General features: G+C 61.8%; 16 protein-coding genes. 12 read left to right on the forward strand and 4 right to left on the reverse strand.

What is annotated here, in order from left to right; genetic code table 11:
* Nucleotides 1–135: 135 nt before the first annotated feature.
* Complete coding sequence (gene aspA / locus G7009_RS19915; protein WP_181131810.1) at nt 136–1,560, reverse strand: aspartate ammonia-lyase; 1,425 nt, start codon at nt 1,558–1,560, stop codon at nt 136–138.
* A 179-nt stretch (nt 1,561–1,739) separates the two neighbouring features.
* On the opposite strand from aspA, the gene G7009_RS19920 reads away from it, so the two are divergent.
* Complete coding sequence (locus G7009_RS19920) at nt 1,740–2,657, forward strand: LysR substrate-binding domain-containing protein (RefSeq protein WP_181131811.1); 918 nt, start codon at nt 1,740–1,742, stop codon at nt 2,655–2,657.
* On the opposite strand, the gene G7009_RS19925 is transcribed toward G7009_RS19920, so the two are convergent.
* Nucleotides 2,649–3,272 carry a hypothetical protein gene (locus G7009_RS19925; protein WP_181131812.1) on the reverse strand — a complete coding sequence of 208 codons (624 nt, stop codon included), beginning with the start codon at nt 3,270–3,272 and terminating at the stop codon, nt 2,649–2,651. The two genes, G7009_RS19920 and G7009_RS19925, sit on opposite strands and share 9 nt — an antisense overlap.
* Nucleotides 3,273–3,538: 266 nt before the next feature.
* On the opposite strand from G7009_RS19925, the gene purE reads away from it, so the two are divergent.
* The 4 genes from purE to G7009_RS19945 all read left to right on the forward strand — a co-directional run bounded on the left by purE (nt 3,539) and on the right by G7009_RS19945 (nt 6,057).
* Nucleotides 3,539–4,030: a 5-(carboxyamino)imidazole ribonucleotide mutase gene (gene purE, locus G7009_RS19930; protein WP_181131813.1), complete on the forward strand. Its 492-nt coding sequence runs from the start codon at nt 3,539–3,541 to the stop codon at nt 4,028–4,030.
* Nucleotides 4,031–4,040: 10 nt separating this feature from the next.
* Nucleotides 4,041–5,123, forward strand: a complete 1,083-nt coding sequence (locus G7009_RS19935; protein WP_181131814.1) for a 5-(carboxyamino)imidazole ribonucleotide synthase — start codon at nt 4,041–4,043, stop codon at nt 5,121–5,123.
* A gap of 108 nt (nt 5,124–5,231) precedes the next feature.
* Nucleotides 5,232–5,477: a GlsB/YeaQ/YmgE family stress response membrane protein gene (locus G7009_RS19940; RefSeq protein WP_181131815.1), complete on the forward strand. Its 246-nt coding sequence runs from the start codon at nt 5,232–5,234 to the stop codon at nt 5,475–5,477.
* A 46-nt stretch (nt 5,478–5,523) separates the two neighbouring features.
* On the forward strand, nt 5,524–6,057 hold the full coding sequence (locus G7009_RS19945; RefSeq protein WP_181131816.1) for a DUF3299 domain-containing protein: 534 nt from the start codon (nt 5,524–5,526) through the stop codon (nt 6,055–6,057).
* A 145-nt stretch (nt 6,058–6,202) separates the two neighbouring features.
* Here G7009_RS19945 and G7009_RS19950 read toward each other — a convergent pair whose 3' ends face one another.
* Together G7009_RS19950 and G7009_RS19955 are read right to left on the reverse strand one after the other, a co-directional pair.
* Nucleotides 6,203–7,099, reverse strand: coding sequence for a D-hexose-6-phosphate mutarotase (locus G7009_RS19950; RefSeq protein WP_181131817.1), 897 nt, complete (start codon nt 7,097–7,099; stop codon nt 6,203–6,205).
* Between the two features lie 71 nt (nt 7,100–7,170).
* Complete coding sequence (locus tag G7009_RS19955; RefSeq protein WP_003253317.1) at nt 7,171–7,569, reverse strand: acyl-CoA thioesterase; 399 nt, start codon at nt 7,567–7,569, stop codon at nt 7,171–7,173.
* A gap of 356 nt (nt 7,570–7,925) precedes the next feature.
* Here G7009_RS19955 and G7009_RS19960 point away from each other — a divergent pair, with 356 nt between their 5' ends.
* The 7 genes from G7009_RS19960 to G7009_RS19990 all read left to right on the forward strand — a co-directional run bounded on the left by G7009_RS19960 (nt 7,926) and on the right by G7009_RS19990 (nt 17,528).
* Nucleotides 7,926–9,215, forward strand: coding sequence for an MFS transporter (locus G7009_RS19960; protein WP_181131818.1), 1,290 nt, complete (start codon nt 7,926–7,928; stop codon nt 9,213–9,215).
* A 164-nt stretch (nt 9,216–9,379) separates the two neighbouring features.
* Nucleotides 9,380–10,378 (forward strand): phosphate ABC transporter substrate-binding protein PstS, encoded by a 999-nt coding sequence (locus tag G7009_RS19965; RefSeq protein WP_181131819.1) that lies wholly within the window; start codon nt 9,380–9,382, stop codon nt 10,376–10,378.
* Nucleotides 10,379–10,515: 137 nt separating this feature from the next.
* Nucleotides 10,516–12,804, forward strand: a complete 2,289-nt coding sequence (locus G7009_RS19970) for an ABC transporter permease subunit (RefSeq protein ID WP_181131820.1) — start codon at nt 10,516–10,518, stop codon at nt 12,802–12,804.
* An 18-nt stretch (nt 12,805–12,822) separates the two neighbouring features.
* Complete coding sequence (pstA, locus tag G7009_RS19975; RefSeq protein WP_181131821.1) at nt 12,823–14,493, forward strand: phosphate ABC transporter permease PstA; 1,671 nt, start codon at nt 12,823–12,825, stop codon at nt 14,491–14,493.
* Nucleotides 14,494–14,572: 79 nt separating this feature from the next.
* The gene (gene pstB, locus G7009_RS19980) at nt 14,573–15,406 is read left to right on the forward strand and encodes a phosphate ABC transporter ATP-binding protein PstB (protein ID WP_181131822.1); all 834 of its coding nucleotides are present in this window, start codon (nt 14,573–14,575) and stop codon (nt 15,404–15,406) included.
* A 119-nt stretch (nt 15,407–15,525) separates the two neighbouring features.
* Nucleotides 15,526–16,296, forward strand: coding sequence for a phosphate signaling complex protein PhoU (gene phoU / locus G7009_RS19985; protein WP_181131823.1), 771 nt, complete (start codon nt 15,526–15,528; stop codon nt 16,294–16,296).
* Between the two features lie 335 nt (nt 16,297–16,631).
* Nucleotides 16,632–17,528, forward strand: a complete 897-nt coding sequence (locus tag G7009_RS19990) for a response regulator (RefSeq protein WP_181131824.1) — start codon at nt 16,632–16,634, stop codon at nt 17,526–17,528.
* The last annotated feature ends 91 nt before the right edge of the window (nt 17,529–17,619 follow it).

Genomic DNA, 17,619 nt, shown 5'->3' on the forward strand with positions numbered 1-17,619 from the left:
CTAGAGGCAAGGGGATAGAGAATGGGCTCTTCAGATTGTCGGGTAACAAAAAAAGGGCCCGAAGCCTAAGCTTCGAGCCCTCAAACGGCTGAGAGGTGTCTAGTCCCTCGACCTGGTGAGCGGTGTATCGGTCGGTTACGCCTTCAGCGGAACCAGACGCGGTGCAATCATGTTTTCCGGACGCAGGATGTCGTTGAGCATCGCTTCGTCCAGCAGGCCTTCTTCACGCACCAGTTCCAGTACGCCGCGGCCGGTTTCCAGGGCGACGCGGGCGATACGGGTGGCGTTTTCATAGCCGATGTACGGGTTCAGGGCGGTGACCAGGCCGATCGAGTGTTCGACCAGTTCACGGCAGCGCTGCTCGTTGGCGGTGATGCCGACGATGCAGTGCTCGCGTAGCATGTCCATGGCGCGCTGCAGCAGGCGGATCGAGTCGAAGATCTTGTAGGCGATCAGCGGCTCCATGACGTTGAGCTGCAGTTGGCCGCCTTCGGCCGCGATGGTCAGGGCCAGGTCGTTGCCCATGATGGCGAAGGCCACCTGGTTGACGGCCTCCGGGATCACCGGGTTGACCTTGCCTGGCATGATCGAGCTGCCCGGTTGGCGTGCCGGCAGGTTGATCTCGTTGATGCCGGTGCGCGGGCCGCTGGACAGCAGGCGCAGGTCGTTGCAGATCTTCGACAGCTTGACCGCGGTGCGCTTGAGCATGCCCGAGAACAGCACGAAGGCGCCCATGTCGGAGGTGGCTTCGATCAGGTCGGCAGCCGGTACCAGCGGCTGGCCGCTGATCAGCGCCAGGCGCTGTACGGCCAGGCCCTGGTAGCCAGGGTCGGCGTTGATGCCGGTGCCGATGGCGGTACCGCCCAGGTTGACTTCGGTCAGCAACTCCGGCGCCAGGCTGCGCAGGCGGTTGAGGTCTTCGGTCAGTGTCGTGGCGAAGGCACGGAATTCCTGGCCCAGGGTCATCGGTACCGCGTCCTGCAGCTGGGTACGACCCATTTTCAAGACGTGGTTGAATTCTTCACCCTTGGCAGCGAAGGCTTGGATCAGGCTGTCGAGGCTGGCCAGCAGGGCGTCATGGCCCAGCAGCAGACCCAGGCGGATCGCAGTCGGGTAGGCGTCGTTGGTCGACTGCGCCATGTTGACGTCGTTGTTCGGGTGCAGGTACTGGTACTCGCCTTTCTGGTGGCCCATGGCCTCCAGCGCGATGTTGGCGATGACTTCGTTGGCGTTCATGTTGGTGGAAGTACCAGCACCGCCCTGGATCATGTCGACCACGAACTGCTCGTGGTAGTCGCCGCGGATCAGACGGGCGCAGGCCTCGCTGATGGCGGCATGCTTGGCATCGCTCAGGTGACCCAGTTCACGGTTGGCGTCGGCGGCTGCCTGCTTGACCATGGCCAGACCCACTACCAGCTTCGGGTAGTGCGACAGTGGAACACCGGAAAGGTGGAAGTTGTTGGCAGCACGCAGAGTCTGGATGCCGTAGTAGGCATCCGCTGGGACTTCAAGGGTACCAAGCAGGTCTTTTTCGACGCGGAACGATGCAGCGGAGGACATGACGGATATCATCTCGGTTTTGACCCGGCAACTGCCGGAATGCCGCCAATCCTAGGCCTGCGCCGATTTTGCCGCCAATGCTGTTGCGCGCTAACCTATGCACGAACGGCATAATGATTCATGTGACGCCGATTGATATTCGAGCGTGTTCCAATCTGGTGCATGCAAGGGAGACCATTGTGAACCTGGAAAGCAAATGGCTGGAGGACTTCAGCGCCTTGGCGGCTACACGCAGCTTCTCTCAGGCGGCCGAGCGACGATTCGTCACGCAGCCAGCCTTCAGCCGACGTATCCGCAGTCTTGAAGCTGCACTCGGACTGACGTTGGTGAATCGCTCTCGCACGCCGATCGAGTTGACCGAGGCGGGGCAGCTGTTTCTCGTCACGGCGCGTACGGTTGTCGACCAGTTGAGCGAAGTTCTTCGCCATTTGCATCATCTTGAAGGCGGGCAGGGCGAGGTGATCCAGGTGGCGGCAGCGCATTCGCTGGCCTCGGGCTTCTTCCCACGCTGGGTAGCGCAGCTACGCAACGATGGGCTGAACATCGCCACGCGCCTGGTCGCGACCAACGTCGGTGATGCGGTGCACGCCCTGCGCGAGGGTGGTTGCGACCTGATGCTGGCCTTCTATGATCCGGATGCTGCCCTGCAGATGGATGCCGAGATCTTCCCGTCGCTGCACATGGGTACCACCGAGATGCTGCCGGTGTGCGCGGTGGATGCCGACGGCCAGGCGTTGTTCGATCTTGAAGGTGAGGCCAGCGTGCCGTTGCTGGCCTACAGCGCCGGCGCCTTCCTGGGTCGTTCGGTGAGCCTGCTGCTGCGCCAGCGTAACCTGCGCTACACCACTGTCTATGAGACAGCGATGGCCGACAGCCTCAAGAGCATGGCCCTCGAGGGCATGGGCATCGCCTGGGTACCGCGCCTGTCGATGCAGGGCGAGCTGGCGCGTGGAGAACTGGTGGTCTGCGGTGGCAGTGCCTGGCACGTACCGCTGGAAATACGTCTGTATCGCTGTGCCTTGGTACGCAAGGCCAACGTGCGTCTCCTGTGGCGCAAGCTGGAAACGCCGGGCGTCCCCGCAGGCAGCTCAGTTTGAGTTGTACTTCAAGTAGTCTGCAATGTTCGCTCTGTTCTCGTCGCTGTAGCGGTAGCAATGTGAGCGAAGCGGGTTGCGGGGCGCCATGTAGGTCTCGCAGAACCATCCGTTGAACTGGGTTGCCGCGTGCTCATGCGTGGCATTGAGCAAGTGGCCGATTTCATGGGCAGGGGCCTTGAACGTATCGAGCGAAGCGATGGCGTGTGTACCGCCTTGCTCGGCAAGTCCGGCGTTGTAGTTCAATCCGCTGCGGTCGTAGACGTCCCGGGTAAGCAACACGTATTTTCGCATGAACGAAAAGGGCGCTGAAGAGCGATACCTGAGCTCATCCTTGAAGGCGTCGAGAATCTCGTTCGAAGGTTTTCCCGCATAGGCGAGGTCAGTAATCCCTGGGACGTTGCGCTGGAAGATGATTTCGATGGGATGACTGGTAAAGCTGCGCATTTCATCCAGCCATTGCTGGAAATAGTCGTTTCGCAGATCGTGTTCGCTGATATCGACAAGCTCATCGTGGGGATAAATCCAAATCTGCAGGGATTGGCTTGCCCAGGCAGCAGGCAGTTGCGACGCGCACATCAGCGCGATCCAACGGGCAATACACTTGCAAGTGATCATCGAGAATCTCTGGCGGGTTGGCGGGGGCCCTGATCGTGGGCGCGCGCAAGCCTCGGCAAAAGCTGGAAGCGTTTCTGAAGAAACAGGCTGCCTTTGATCTATCGAGTGCCATCAGGGGGTGGGCGGGCCGCTAGGCCATGGGCTATAATCTCGCGCCTTCGACCCCTCTGGTCGATTCAGAATCCGTATGACGAGCCACGCCGGTCCACCTGCGTGGCTTGTTGCTTTTTAGCGCGCCACAAGGCGCTTGCAGGAGAGGCTCGACGATGAGTGCACTGGTTGGCGTGATCATGGGCTCCAAGTCCGATTGGTCCACCCTTAGCCACACCGCCGATATGCTGGAAAAACTCGGCATTCCCTACGAGGTGAAGGTGGTTTCCGCCCACCGTACCCCGGATCTGCTGTTCCAGTATGCCGATGAGGCCGAAGGCCGCGGCATCGAGGTGATCATCGCCGGTGCCGGTGGCGCGGCCCACTTGCCAGGCATGTGCGCCGCCAAGACCCACTTGCCAGTGCTGGGCGTGCCGGTGCAGTCGTCGATGCTGTCGGGTGTCGACTCGCTGCTGTCGATCGTGCAGATGCCGGCGGGCGTGCCTGTCGCGACCCTGGCCATCGGCAAGGCCGGCGCGATCAACGCCGCGCTGCTGTCGGCGAGCATTCTGGGTGCCAAGCACCCGCAGTTCCACGCGGCGCTCAAGCAGTTCCGCACGGAACAGACCGAAACCGTCCTGGACAATCCAGACCCGCGTCAGGCCTGAGGCTACCAACATGAAGATCGGTGTAATCGGTGGCGGCCAGCTGGGTCGCATGCTGGCCCTGGCGGGCACTCCCCTGGGCATGAACTTCGCTTTCCTCGACCCCGCGCCAGACGCCTGCGCCGCGCCGCTGGGCGAGCACCTGCGTGCCGACTACGGCGACCAGGATCATCTGCGCCAACTGGCCGAAGAAGTCGACCTGGTGACCTTCGAGTTCGAAAGCGTTCCCGCCGAGACCGTGGCCTTCCTGTCGCAGTTCGTGCCGGTGTATCCAAGCGCCGAGGCCCTGCGCATCGCCCGTGACCGTCTGTTCGAGAAGAGCCTGTTCCGCGACCTGGGCATCCCGACCCCGGCCTTCGCCGACATCCTGTCCCAGGCCGACCTCGACGCAGCTGTCGCCAGCATCGGCCTGCCGGCAGTGCTCAAGACCCGCACCCTGGGTTACGACGGCAAGGGCCAGAAGGTCCTGCGTACGGCCGAGGATGTAGTCGACACCTTCGCCGAGCTGGGCAGTGTGCCATGCCTGCTGGAAGGCTTCGTCCCCTTCACGGGCGAAGTGTCGCTGGTTGCCGTGCGTGGCCGTGATGGTGAAACGCGCTTCTACCCGCTGGTGCACAACACCCATGAGAGCGGCATCCTGCGTCTGTCGGTGGCGAGCGAAGACCACCCGCTGCAGTCGTTGGCCGAAGACTATGTCGGCCGTGTGCTGGAGAAGCTGGACTATGTGGGCGTGATGGCCTTCGAGTTCTTCGAGGTCGATGGTGGCCTGAAGGCCAACGAGATCGCCCCACGGGTGCACAACTCCGGGCACTGGACCATCGAAGGCGCCGAGTGCAGCCAGTTCCAGAACCACCTGCGCGCCGTGGCCGGGCTACCGTTGGGCTCGACCGCCAAGGTCGGCGAGAGCGCCATGCTCAACTTCATCGGTGAAGTGCCTGCGGTGGACAAGATAGTCGCTATCGACGACTGCCATCTGCATCACTACGGCAAGGCTTTCAAGGTCGGTCGCAAGGTCGGCCACGCCACCTTGCGCTGTGCCGACATGACCGGCCTGAAGCAGAAGATAGCCGAGGTAGAGGCCTTGATAGGCGGCTGAGCGACCATTCCCGATTGAACCTGTGACGCTGCAATCCCTCTGAAATGACAACGAGCTTGAATACTGAACAGGATTTGGCTTGTTCCACTTCATTTCAGAGGGATTGTCATGGGAATCATCGGAACCATCTTCATCGGTCTCATCGTCGGTTTGCTGGCCCGCTTCCTGAAGCCGGGTGACGACAGCATGGGCTGGATCATGACCATTCTTCTGGGTATCGCCGGCTCCCTGCTGGCGACCTATGGCGGTCAGGCCTTGGGCATTTACAGGGCCGGTGAGGCTGCAGGCTTCTTCGGCGCCCTGGTAGGCGCAGTGGTGCTGCTGGTGATCTACGGCATGATCAAGAAGCGCTGATTACGGCTAGAATGTCCGGCAACTTTCACGTGTTGCCGGGCATTTCATGCGTCTTTCCCTACTTTTTCCGCTCCTGCTGGTCTGCACCCTGGCTCACGCCGAGCTTCCCGAAACCGACTGGCTGGAGCTGATGCCCAAGTCCGACCAGAAGGCCCTGGAGCTGATGCCCGAGATCGACCACGACTCGCCGGAAGCCATGGGCACCTTCACTGACAAGGGCGGCCTCAAGCAGAGCAAAGGGTTGCCGGCGGTGATGTACTCGACCAAGACCGTGCCCACCCTGAATGGCAAGCAGATCCGCTTGGGCGGCTATCCCGTTCCGCTGGAAAGCGACGCCAAGGGCAACAGCACCTTGTTCTTCCTGGTGCCTTACCCAGGTGCCTGCATCCATGTCCCGCCGCCACCGCCAAACCAGCTGGTGCTGGTGCGCTATCCCAAAGGCCTGAAGATCGACGATATCTACACGCCGCTGTGGGTCAGCGGCACGTTGAAGGTCGAGAAGGTGAGCAATGATCTGGCCGCTGCGGCGTATGCGCTGGATGCGCAGAAGGTAAGGGTGGTGGAGGAGGCTGACCTTTGAGCCTTTAGGCGCCTGCGCCGGCCTCTTCGCGGGCAAGCCCATCCCCACTGGTATCGCGCTGCTGCCGAGGCAGTGGAAATCCAATGGGTGTGGCGCTTCGCCGATGCGATTCACTCGCGAAAGGTCGGCACAGGGACAGCCAAGCTCAGGTCATTTCGCTGCCAATACTCACGCTCAGAGAACAACTGGCCCCCGGTTTCAGCACAACCACGTCATCCCATACATTCGCCGTCTCGATGCACAGCATCCGCTGCCAGCCATCATCCGCCATATCCGAAAGCTCCTTGGCCCGCTCGGTCCACGGGTTCCAGATCACCGCCGAGCGCGAGCCGCTGCTGGTCAGGGTGATGCGACGGTTCCAGTGCGGGTCGACAATGCTCAACTGCTCAGGCGTCTGCAGGTAAATCCGGTCGGTCTCACCGACGAAGGCCAGCGCATCGTTTTGCGTACGCTGTTCCCAGTCGGCCAAGGTCTCGATGTAGTTCAGCCCCTCCACACCCTCGACCCGCGCCTGGCGCACGTCGCTGACGGCGAAGTAGCTGTGCAGGGCTTGGCTGATGGTCACACTGTCGCTGCCGAGGTTATAGCTGGTTAGTGTCACCTTCAGTTGCTCACCCAGCTCGATCAGCAACTTCAGTTCGACCTCATGCGCCCAGCCGGGGAGATCGCCTTGAGCTTCGGGCAGCTCGAACTCGAGCTGGATGTTGGCGCCGACCTGTTCGGCTCCACGTAAATTCCAGTCACGACCACGCACCAGCCCATGCGCTGGCGCCTGCTCCCCCTTGTACATGCCTTGGACGGATTCGGGGTTGCGCTTCAAGTTGCCAAACCAAGGCCAGCACACCGGTACCCCGGCGCGCACGGATTTACCTTGGCGAAAAATGGCCTGGTCACTCAGCCACAGCAACGGTGGCTCGCCCACACGCTGGTAGCTGAGGATCTGCGCGCCCTGCTGGGCGATCAGTAGTTCGGCATGGTCGCTGGTGATGCGCCAGCAGTTGAGTTCGCCGTGTTGCTCGTTGTCGACCTTGAAGGTAGCCATTGCGCTCGTCTCATTGATTGCCTGTGGGTCTTGGACCCGGGCACATGCAATGAGTTTACCGCTCTCGGGGCTCAGCGACGAGGCACGGACCGGGTGCGGCCGCTGCCGTCGATGGCGACGAAGACGAACACGGCCTCGGTCACCTTGCGCCATTCGCTGGACAGCGGATCGTCGCTCCACACCTCGACCATCATCTGGATCGAGCTGCGGCCGATCTCCAGGGTCTGGGTATAGAAGGACAGCTGCGCACCCACGGCCACTGGCACCAGGAAGGCCATGCGGTCGATCGCTACCGTGGCAACGCGTCCACCGGCAACGCGGCTGGCCATGGCAGTGCCCGCCAGGTCCATCTGAGCGACCAGCCAGCCGCCGAAGATATCGCCAAAGCCGTTGGTTTCACGGGGTAACGCGGTGATCTGCAAGGCCAGATCGCCTTGCGGAATGGGATCTTCTTGTTCGAGTTCAATCATGCCGGGGGCCTCTGACCCTTGACGCTTCGTTGGTTGGCGCAATGATAGTCGCCGTGAAAACGTTCAGCTGAATGCATACTACGCTGATTTCGCTTTTCCAGGCGGCCTAGGGAAACTCTGCGAAACCGCCTGCAGCATACCGACCGGCGTTTTCGCACAACATCCCACAATTGACGCAACCTTTTCGTACTAGAGACCAGTATATAGTCCGATAAAGATAGCGACGACACGGATTGCTTAATATCTGCCGCCATTTTTCCGCACTATGAGCCTTGGACGGCAATTTGTTATCTTCGCAAGGTCCCACGCCAGAAGCCGCCATGCAAGCGGCCCGCATGACCTAAAAGAGAATGTCGATGACCTCCGTGCAGAGCAGTATCGAGCAGCCGTCGCGGCCGCTGACCCGCAGTGACTACAAGACCCTCTCACTGTCCGCCCTGGGCGGTGCGCTGGAGTTCTACGATTTCATCATCTTCGTGTTCTTCGCCACCGTGGTCGGCAAGCTGTTCTTCCCTCCCGACATGCCCGAATGGCTACGCCTGATGCAGACCTTCGGCATTTTCGCCGCCGGTTACCTGGCGCGGCCGGTGGGCGGCATCGTCATGGCCCACTTCGGCGACCTGCTCGGGCGCAAGAAGATGTTCACCCTGAGCATCTTCATGATGGCCTTGCCGACGCTGGTCATGGGCCTGCTGCCCACCTATGCGCAAATCGGCCTTTGGGCTCCGGTCCTGCTGCTGCTGATGCGAGTGATCCAGGGCGCCGCGATCGGTGGAGAGGTGCCAGGCGCCTGGGTATTCGTCTCCGAACATGTCCCGGCGCGCCACACTGGCTATGCGTGCGGCACCCTGACGGCCGGGCTGACGTCGGGCATCCTGCTCGGCTCGCTGGTCGCGACGCTGATCAATACCCTGTATACCCCTGGCGAAGTATCCGACTACGCATGGCGAATTCCTTTCCTGCTCGGCGGCGTGTTCGGGCTGTTCTCGGTCTATCTGCGCCGCTGGCTGCACGAGACGCCGGTCTTCGCCGAAATGCAGGCGCGCAAGGCGCTGGCCGAAGAGCTGCCGCTGCGCGCGGTCCTGCGCGACCATCGCGGTGCGATCCTCCTCTCGATGCTCCTGACCTGGCTGCTGTCGGCCGGCATCGTGGTGGTCATCCTCATGACCCCGGCGCTGCTGCAAAGCTTCTATCAAGTCAGCCCAACCGACTCGCTCAAGGCCAACAGCCTGGCCATCGTCCTGCTCAGCTTCGGCTGCGTGACCGCCGGTTCGCTCGCCGATCGCTTCGGTGCCGGCCGGGTATTCGTCATCGGCAGCCTGTTGCTCCTGGCATCCTCCTGGACCTTCTACCACACGCTGCCGACCCACCCCGAGCTGCTGTTCCCGATGTACGCCCTGACCGGCCTCTGCGTTGGGCTTGTCGGTGCCGTGCCCTACGTGATGGTCAAGGCATTTCCACCCGTGGTGCGCTTCAGCGGCCTGTCGTTCTCCTACAACCTGGCCTACGCCATCTTCGGTGGGCTGACGCCGATGGTAGTGACCGCGCTCCTCAAGTTCAGCCCGATGGCACCGGCTTACTATGTGGCCGGTATCTGCGTCATCGGCCTGTTGGTCGGTTTGTACCTGCTTGCCAAGCAGCGCTGAACGCCCTCGCTGCATCCCTCGCAACATTCTGTAAGGCCATCCCGCACGCACGGTGATGGCCTTTCATCCAATTGTCACATTCAAGTCATAGAGTCTTCACGCGGCCTGCAGATACTTGGGCCCGATCCATCCAACACCCCCAATATTCCTGCTAGGAGCAAGGCATGAAACTGAAGCGTTTGATGGCGGCCCTGACATTCGTCGCCGCTGGCGTAGCTACCGCCAACGCGGTCGCTGCCGTCGACCCTGCAATCCCGACCTACACCAAGACCACCGGTGTATCGGGCAACCTCTCCAGCGTTGGTTCCGATACCCTCGCGAACTTGATGACTCTGTGGGCCGAGGCCTACAAGAAGGAATATCCGAACGTCAACATCCAGATCCAGGCCGCCGGCTCTTCCACCGCGCCGCCCGCGCTGACCGAAGGTACCGCCAACCTGGGTCCGATGAGCCGCAAGATGAAGGACGTCGAGCTGCAGGCCTTCGAGCAGAAGTATGGCTACAAGCCGACCGCCATCCCGGTCGCTGTCGATGCCCTGGCCGTGTTCGTGCACAAGGACAACCCGATCAAGGGTCTGACCATGGCGCAGGTCGATGCGATCTTCTCCTCGACCCGCCTGTGCGGCGCCAAGGTCGACGTCAAGACCTGGGGTGACCTGGGCGTGACCGGCGACCTGGCCAACAAGCCGGTCCAGTTGTTCGGGCGCAACTCGGTATCCGGCACCTATGGCTACTTCAAGGAAGAAGCCCTGTGCAAAGGCGACTTCAGGCCTAACGTCAACGAACAGCCGGGTTCGGCTTCGGTCGTGCAGTCGATCAGCAGCTCGCTGAACGGCATCGGCTATTCGGGTATCGGCTACAAGACCGCCAGCGTCAAGACCGTGCCTCTGGCCAAGAAGGACGGTGGCGAGTTCGTCGAGGACAACGAAGCCAACGCCCTGAACGGTACCTACCCGCTGTCGCGCTTCCTCTACGTCTACATCAACAAGGCTCCGAACAAGCCTCTGGCCCCGCTGGAAGCCGAGTTCGTGAAGCTGGTCCTGTCCAAGGCCGGTCAGGAAGTCGTGGTGAAGGATGGCTACATCCCGTTGCCAGCCAAGGTAGCCGCCAAGGCCCTGGTTGACCTGGGCCTGGAGCAGTCTGCCAACGTCGCCAAGCAGTAAAGGGTAAAGCGGCCGGGCCGGTTGTTACCGGTCCTCGCCACGAATTCACAGTCCGCAGCCAGGAACCCTGAGCAGCGGGCTTTTTTGCGTCACTACATTGTCATGTTTCTGTCATACGGGACCGCTAGGGTGTGCGCATGAATGATCTGGCCAATTCCACAATGACTCAAAATCCTCCCGCCGTGCGGATTGACTTCAATACGCCCGAACTGAAACGCAAGCGCCGTATGCGTGCGCTCAAGGACCGTCTGACCCGCTGGTATGTATTGGTCGGCGGGCTGGCCGTGCTGGCAGCCATCACCCTGATCTTCTTCTACCTGGCCTATGTGGTATTGCCACTGTTCCAGGGCGCCGAGCTGAGCAGCAAGAAGGCCATGGAGCCGACCTGGTTGCAGCAGGATGCCGGCAAGCCGCTGATGATCGCGCTCGAGGAACAGAACCTGGTGGGCATGCGTGTGTCCGATCGGGGCCAGGCATTGTTCTTCGACACCAAGACCGGGGCCGAGCTCGAACGCGTCGACCTGCCGGTACCGGCGGGCATGCAGGTCACCTCGATCGGTACCGATCAGCCGGGTAGCCCCCTGGTAGTGCTGGGTATGTCCAACGGCCAGGCGATGGTATTCAGCCACAGCTACAAGATCACCTACCCGGACAACAAGAAGACCATTACCCCTGGTATCGACTTCCCCTATGGCCAGGACGCCTTCACCCTGGATGAACAGGGCAGGGCGCTGGAGCAGGTGAGCCTCAACGTCAATGGTGAAACCCTGGTATTGGCCGGTTCCACCGGCTCGCACCTGCAAGTGCTGCAGTTGACTCGTGAAGAAAACATGATGACCGGTGAGGTCACCAGCGAGCAGAACCGTATCGATCTGCCGCAGATGACCGAGGCGGTGAAGAGCATCTTCATCGATCCGCGCCAGCAGTGGCTGTACGTGATCAACGGTCGTGCCCAGGCCGATGTCTTCAGCCTGCGCGACAAGAGCCTGAACGGGCGCTACAAGCTGCTCGAGGATGGCCAGGCCGAGATTACCGCGAGTACCCAGTTGGTCGGCGGCATTTCGCTGATCCTGGGCGACTCCAAGGGCGGTCTGAACCAATGGTTCATGGCCCGCGATGCCGACGGCGAGTCACGCCTCAAGCTGATCCGCGGCTTCCAGCTGGGCACGGCGCCGATCGCCCAGATCGATGCCGAGGAGCGCCGCAAGGGCTTCATCGCCCTGGACACCGAAGGCAAGCTGGGCGTATTCCACAGCACCGCGCACCGCACCCTGCTGGTCGAGCCTGTTGCCGAAGGCGCCGGTATCCTGGCCCTGTCGCCGCGCGCCAACCGCATCATCATCGAGGAAGGCGGCAAGCTCCTGCCGCTGAGCCTGAAGAATCCACACCCTGAGGTATCCTTCAGCGCGCTGTGGGGCAAGGTCTGGTACGAAAACTATGACGAGCCGAAGTACGTCTGGCAGTCGACGGCCTCCAACACCGACTTCGAACCCAAGCTGAGCCTCTCGCCACTGACCTTCGGTACCTTGAAGGCAGCGTTCTACGCGATGATTCTCGCCGCGCCGTTGGCCATCGCCGCCGCCATCTACACCGCCTACTTCATGGCGCCCGGCATGCGCCGCAAGGTCAAGCCGGTGATCGAGCTGATGGAAGCCATGCCGACGGTGATCCTCGGCTTCTTCGCCGGTCTGTTCCTGGCGCCTTATCTCGAAGGCCACCTGCCCGGTGTGTTCAGCCTGTTCCTGCTGATGCCGTTCGGTATCCTGTTGGCCGGCTTCGCCTGGAGTCGTCTGCCGGAGTCGATCCGCTTGCGGGTCCCGGACGGTTGGGAGGCTGCGATCCTTATTCCGGTGATCCTGTTCATCGGCTGGTTCGCCCTGTCCATGAGCCCACTGCTGGAAACCTGGTTCTTCGGCGGCGACATGCGCCTGTGGATCACCAACGACCTGGGGATCACCTATGACCAGCGCAATGCCCTGGTCGTCGGTATCGCCATGGGTTTCGCGGTCATCCCGAACATCTACTCGATCGCCGAGGACGCTGTCTTCAGCGTGCCGCGCAGCCTGACCCTGGGCTCCCTGGCGCTGGGTGCGACACCATGGCAGACCCTGACTCGCGTGGTCATCCTGACCGCCAGCCCGGGTATCTTCTCGGCGCTGATGATCGGCATGGGCCGTGCCGTCGGTGAAACCATGATCGTCCTGATGGCTACCGGCAACACGCCGGTCATGGAAATGAACCTGTTCGAAGGCATGCGTACCCTGGCCGCCAACGTGGCGGTGGAGATGCCCGAGTCGGAAGTCGGTGGCAGTCACTACCGCGTGCTGTTCCTCGCCGCGCTGGTGCTGCTGATGTTCACCTTCGTGATGAACACCTTGGCCGAGCTGATTCGCCAGCGTCTGCGCAAGAAATACTCGTCGCTTTGATAGAAAGGTAGAGATTCCGTGAAAAAGGATTCCCTCAAGGGCTGGTTCAAGAGCGGCGCCCCTGGTGTCTGGGTCAGCGGTGGCGCGGTTGCCATCGCGGTGATCATGACCGTGGGCCTGCTGGCTGTGATCGCCGTCCGCGGCCTGGGCCATTTCTGGCCCGCCGATCTGATCCAGGCAACCTACAAGGTGCCTGGCCAGGCAGACCACGTGGTGGTCGGCGAAGTGGTGCAAAAGGAACAGGTGCCGCTGGCACGTCTGAAGGGCGCCGGCCTGCCGGTTCCGGATGACGGCCCGGAGTTCATGACCCGCGAGCTGATCAAGGTCGGTAACCGTGACCTCAATGGCAGCGACTTCAGCTGGGTCGTCGGCGACTGGCTGGTCGACCAGAAGACGCCACCGGAGCTGATGGCGCTGGAGCGCCGCGAGTGGGGCAACTTCTACGGCTATCTGGTCAGCGTCAAGGAAAATGGCCAGGTGGTTGCCGAAGGTGACGCGGTCTGGGCCGAGCTGCAGGCACGCCTCAAGCGCGCCAGTGCGCTGGCCGACGAGCTGCAGACCCTCGAGAAGACGGACATCGGTGCCATCAACCACGGCCTCGAACGGCTGCGCCTGCATAGCCGCAAGCTCGAGCTGAACGGCGAGCTCGATGCCGCCGCCCAGGCGGACATGGAATCCGAACGCGCCGAACTGAACAACCGCTACAAGGCGATCGAGGAGCGCCTGGCCGGTCTGCATCGCGACTTCAGCCGCGACAGCCTGGTCGCCCGCGATGGCAACGGTCGCGAGATCGAGATCAACCTGGACAAGGTCGTTCACGCCTACCAGCCGAACGCCATGGGTACCGCTACCAAGCTCAAGACTTACTTCAGCAAGGTCTGGGAGTTCCTCAGCGACGATCCACGTGAAGCCAATACCGAAGGGGGCATCTTCCCGGCCATCTTCGGCACTGTGATGATGACCCTGATCATGGCGGTCATCGTCACGCCGTTCGGGGTATTGGCAGCCGTCTACCTGCGCGAATACGCGCGCCAGGGACCGGTGACCCGACTCATTCGTATCGCGGTGAACAACCTGGCGGGTGTACCGGCGATCGTTTATGGCGTATTCGGCCTGGGCTTCTTCGTCTATGTGCTGGGCGGATCGTTGGACCGCCTGTTCTTCCCCGAGGCGCTCCCGGCACCGACCCTGGGTACCCCGGGCCTGCTCTGGGCCTCGTTGACCCTGGCTCTGCTGGCGGTGCCGGTGGTGATCGTGGCTACTGAAGAAGGACTTGCGCGTATTCCGCGCACCGTGCGTGAAGGCTCCCTGGCACTTGGCGCGACCAAGGCCGAGACCTTGTGGAAGATCGTCCTGCCCATGGCCAGCCCGGCGATGATGACCGGCATGATCCTCGCCGTGGCGCGTGCCGCGGGTGAAGTGGCGCCACTGATGCTGGTGGGCGTGGTCAAGCTGGCGCCTTCGCTGCCGCTGGATGGCAACTACCCGTACCTGCACCTGGACCAGAAGATCATGCACCTGGGCTTCCACATCTACGACGTCGGCTTCCAAAGCCCGAACGTCGAGGCCGCGCGCCCGCTGGTCTATGCGACCGCGCTGTTGCTGGTGCTGGTCATCGCCTCGCTGAACCTGTCGGCGGTGTGGATTCGTAACCACCTGCGCGAGAAATACAAGGCGCTGGACAGCTGATCCCGCGACCCGAATGCAAGAGTGCCGCCTGCGATGCGGGCGGCCCGATGAAACGAATTGATAGCGTATGGAGTTGACCATGCAGCATGAATCCCACACCCGCGGCATCGACATGTCGGCCTTGGGTCGCGACAAGCAGAGCTTGCGCCTGGCAGAAGAAACCGTAGCCATCGAAGTCCCTGGCCTGAGCCTGTACTACGGTGACAAGCAAGCCCTGTTCGATGTCAGCATGAACATCCCCAAACAGCGCGTGACCGCGTTCATCGGCCCGTCCGGATGCGGCAAGTCGACCCTGCTGCGCACCTTCAACCGCATGAACGACCTGGTCGATGGCTGCCGTGTCGATGGCGCGATCAATCTTTACGGCAACAACATCTACCGCAAGGGCGAGGATGTGGCCGAGCTGCGCCGTCGCGTGGGCATGGTGTTCCAGAAGCCCAATCCGTTCCCCAAGACCATCTACGAGAACGTGGTCTACGGATTGCGCATCCAAGGCATCAACAAGAAGCGCGTGCTCGACGAGGCCGTCGAATGGGCACTCAAGGGAGCGGCGCTGTGGGACGAGGTCAAGGACCGTCTGCACGAGTCGGCCCTGGGCCTCTCCGGCGGCCAGCAGCAGCGCCTGGTCATCGCACGGACCATCGCCGTGGAACCCGAGGTCCTGCTGCTCGACGAACCTTGCTCGGCGCTCGACCCGATTTCGACACTCAAGGTCGAAGAGCTGATCTACGAGCTCAAGTCCAAGTACACCATCGTCATCGTGACGCATAACATGCAACAGGCGGCACGGGTCTCGGACTACACCGCGTTCATGTACATGGGCAAGCTGGTGGAATTCGGTGATACCGATACCCTGTTCACCAACCCGGCGAAAAAACAGACCGAAGACTACATCACCGGTCGTTACGGCTAGCGGCTGCCGCACGTGACAGGCTGTAGCCTGTCGCTGGAGTAGCGCATATCAAGCCTGGGTACGACACGAAAAATTGAAGCTTGAAGCTTGTACCTTGAAGCTTTTCGCGGAGCGAAGCGATGATCAACAAAGAAAGCCTTACGCATCACATCTCCCAGCAGTTCAACGCCGAGCTGGAGGAGGTGCGCAGTCATCTCCTGGCCATGGGTGGCCTGGTCGAAAAGCAGGTCAACGACGCGGTGACCGCCCTGATCGAGGCAGATTCGGGCCTGGCTCAACAGGTTCGCGATGTCGACGAGCAGATCAATCAGATGGAACGCAACATCGACGAAGAGTGCGTGCGCATCCTTGCTCGTCGTCAGCCGGCGGCTTCCGACTTGCGCCTGATCATCAGCATCTCCAAATCCGTGATCGATCTGGAGCGTATCGGTGACGAATCCACCAAGATCGCCCGACGCGCCATCCAGCTGTGCGAAGAGGGCGAGTCGCCGCGTGGCTATGTCGAGGTCCGCCACATCGGCGACCAGGTGCGCAACATGGTCCGAGACGCACTCGACGCCTTCGCTCGCTTCGACGCGGAGCTGGCCCTGTCGGTTGCCCAGTACGACAAGACCATCGACCGCGAATACAAGACCGCATTACGCGAGCTCGTGACCTACATGATGGAAGACCCGCGCTCGATCTCGCGGGTGCTCAGCGTGATCTGGGCCCTGCGCTCGCTGGAGCGGATCGGTGACCATGCGCGCAACATCTCCGAACTGGTGATCTACCTGGTTCGCGGCACCGATGTGCGCCACTTGGGCCTGAAGCGGATGAAGGCGGAAGTGGAAGGCACCAGCGTCGTCGACAGCGAAATCGCTAATGTTCCGAGCGTACCGGACGATAAATAAGTCTGCGCCCGAGCACGAACGCCCGGCCTCGGCCGTAATGCTGCTCGCTTGAGCTTTATGGTGTTCACTTTGGCCTCATCGCGGGACAAGCCCGCTCGCCACCAGTGCGCGGTGCAGCGAAGACACTTCCCAAGTGGCGAGCGAGCTTGTCCCGCGATGAGGCCAGAGTGAGCACTGCACAGCCCAAGTGAGCAGCATTGCTGCCTGCCGGGCGTTTTCGTTTGCTCGCGCAGGCGCATCACCGCCGCGAACGACACTGGAAAAGCCGTCGCAGTCAGTTTTTGGCAAATGGCCATTAGTCGGCGGTATGCTAGTCGGGTTCATGAGGAGTGGCGATGAGTAAAGTCAAAGTGCTGGTGGTGGATGACGCGCCGTTCATTCGCGACCTGATCAGGAAATGTCTGCGCAATGCCTTCCCGGGGATCGTGGTCGAGGATACGGTCAATGGCCGCAAGGCCATGGTCCTGTTGGGTCGCGAAGAGTTCGACCTGGTCCTGTGCGATTGGGAAATGCCGGAGATGTCAGGGCTCGAACTGCTGACCTGGTGCAGGGAGCAGCCGCAGATGAAGACCATGCCTTTCATCATGGTGACCAGCCGGGGCGACAAGGAAAACGTGGTCCAGGCGATCCAGGCGGGTGTTTCGGACTTTATCGGCAAGCCGTTCACCAACGAGCAGCTGATGACCAAGGTCAAGAAAGCGCTGGCCAAGGTCGGAAAGCTGGAAAGTCTGATGGCGCAGCCTGTCGGCCGGGCCAACTCGGCGTTTGCCAACGACTCCCTGAATGCCTTGACCGGCAATCGCGCCGAAACCGGCCGGCCCGCAGCTCCTGCAGGGGCTCCGGTGGCGGCCAGACCTTCCGCAGTCAGCGCGCCCAAGGCTTCTGTGGCGCCCACGGGCCGAGGGCAAGGCCAGTTGCGTCTGTCCAGCGGCACCCATCCCTGTGTGATCAAGGCGTTGAGCCTCAAGGAGGCACTGCTGGTCGTGCGTCGCGGCGAGCTTTTGCCGCAGGTGCTGGAAAGCGCGGTACTGGACCTGGAGCAGGGAGAGAACACCGAAATCGCCCGCCTCAATGGCTACCTGCACGTGATCGCTGCCCTTGAGCCCAAGCCGGATAGCGACTGGCTGCAACTGACGTTCAAGTTCGTCGACCAGGATGCGCAGAAGCTGGACTACCTCTCGCGCCTGATTGCGCGCGGCACGGCGCAGAAGCATTTCACGCCTGGCGGCTAGTGGTCGTCGGGTTCGGTGCCTGTAGAGGGGACCTCCACCGGTCCGGCCGCCCGTCTCGCGGGCGACCGGAATTCGCAGTACGAAACCGCGC

The sequence above is a fragment of the Pseudomonas capeferrum genome (genome assembly GCF_013523055.1).
In the GTDB taxonomy this organism is placed as follows: Bacteria; Pseudomonadota; Gammaproteobacteria; order Pseudomonadales; family Pseudomonadaceae; genus Aquipseudomonas; species Aquipseudomonas capeferrum_A.

Coding starts and splice junctions, on each gene's coding strand:
- aspA (WP_181131810.1), bottom strand. CDS start 1,560: ATGTCCTCCGCTGCATCGTTCCGCGTCGAAAAAGACCTGCTTGGTACC.
- G7009_RS19925 (WP_181131812.1), bottom strand. CDS start 3,272: ATGATCACTTGCAAGTGTATTGCCCGTTGGATCGCGCTGATGTGCGCG.
- purE (WP_181131813.1), top strand. CDS start 3,539: ATGAGTGCACTGGTTGGCGTGATCATGGGCTCCAAGTCCGATTGGTCC.
- G7009_RS19935 (WP_181131814.1), top strand. CDS start 4,041: ATGAAGATCGGTGTAATCGGTGGCGGCCAGCTGGGTCGCATGCTGGCC.
- G7009_RS19940 (WP_181131815.1), top strand. CDS start 5,232: ATGGGAATCATCGGAACCATCTTCATCGGTCTCATCGTCGGTTTGCTG.
- G7009_RS19945 (WP_181131816.1), top strand. CDS start 5,524: ATGCGTCTTTCCCTACTTTTTCCGCTCCTGCTGGTCTGCACCCTGGCT.
- G7009_RS19950 (WP_181131817.1), bottom strand. CDS start 7,099: ATGGCTACCTTCAAGGTCGACAACGAGCAACACGGCGAACTCAACTGC.
- G7009_RS19955 (WP_003253317.1), bottom strand. CDS start 7,569: ATGATTGAACTCGAACAAGAAGATCCCATTCCGCAAGGCGATCTGGCC.
- G7009_RS19960 (WP_181131818.1), top strand. CDS start 7,926: ATGACCTCCGTGCAGAGCAGTATCGAGCAGCCGTCGCGGCCGCTGACC.
- G7009_RS19965 (WP_181131819.1), top strand. CDS start 9,380: ATGAAACTGAAGCGTTTGATGGCGGCCCTGACATTCGTCGCCGCTGGC.
- G7009_RS19970 (WP_181131820.1), top strand. CDS start 10,516: ATGAATGATCTGGCCAATTCCACAATGACTCAAAATCCTCCCGCCGTG.
- pstB (WP_181131822.1), top strand. CDS start 14,573: ATGCAGCATGAATCCCACACCCGCGGCATCGACATGTCGGCCTTGGGT.
- phoU (WP_181131823.1), top strand. CDS start 15,526: ATGATCAACAAAGAAAGCCTTACGCATCACATCTCCCAGCAGTTCAAC.
- G7009_RS19990 (WP_181131824.1), top strand. CDS start 16,632: ATGAGTAAAGTCAAAGTGCTGGTGGTGGATGACGCGCCGTTCATTCGC.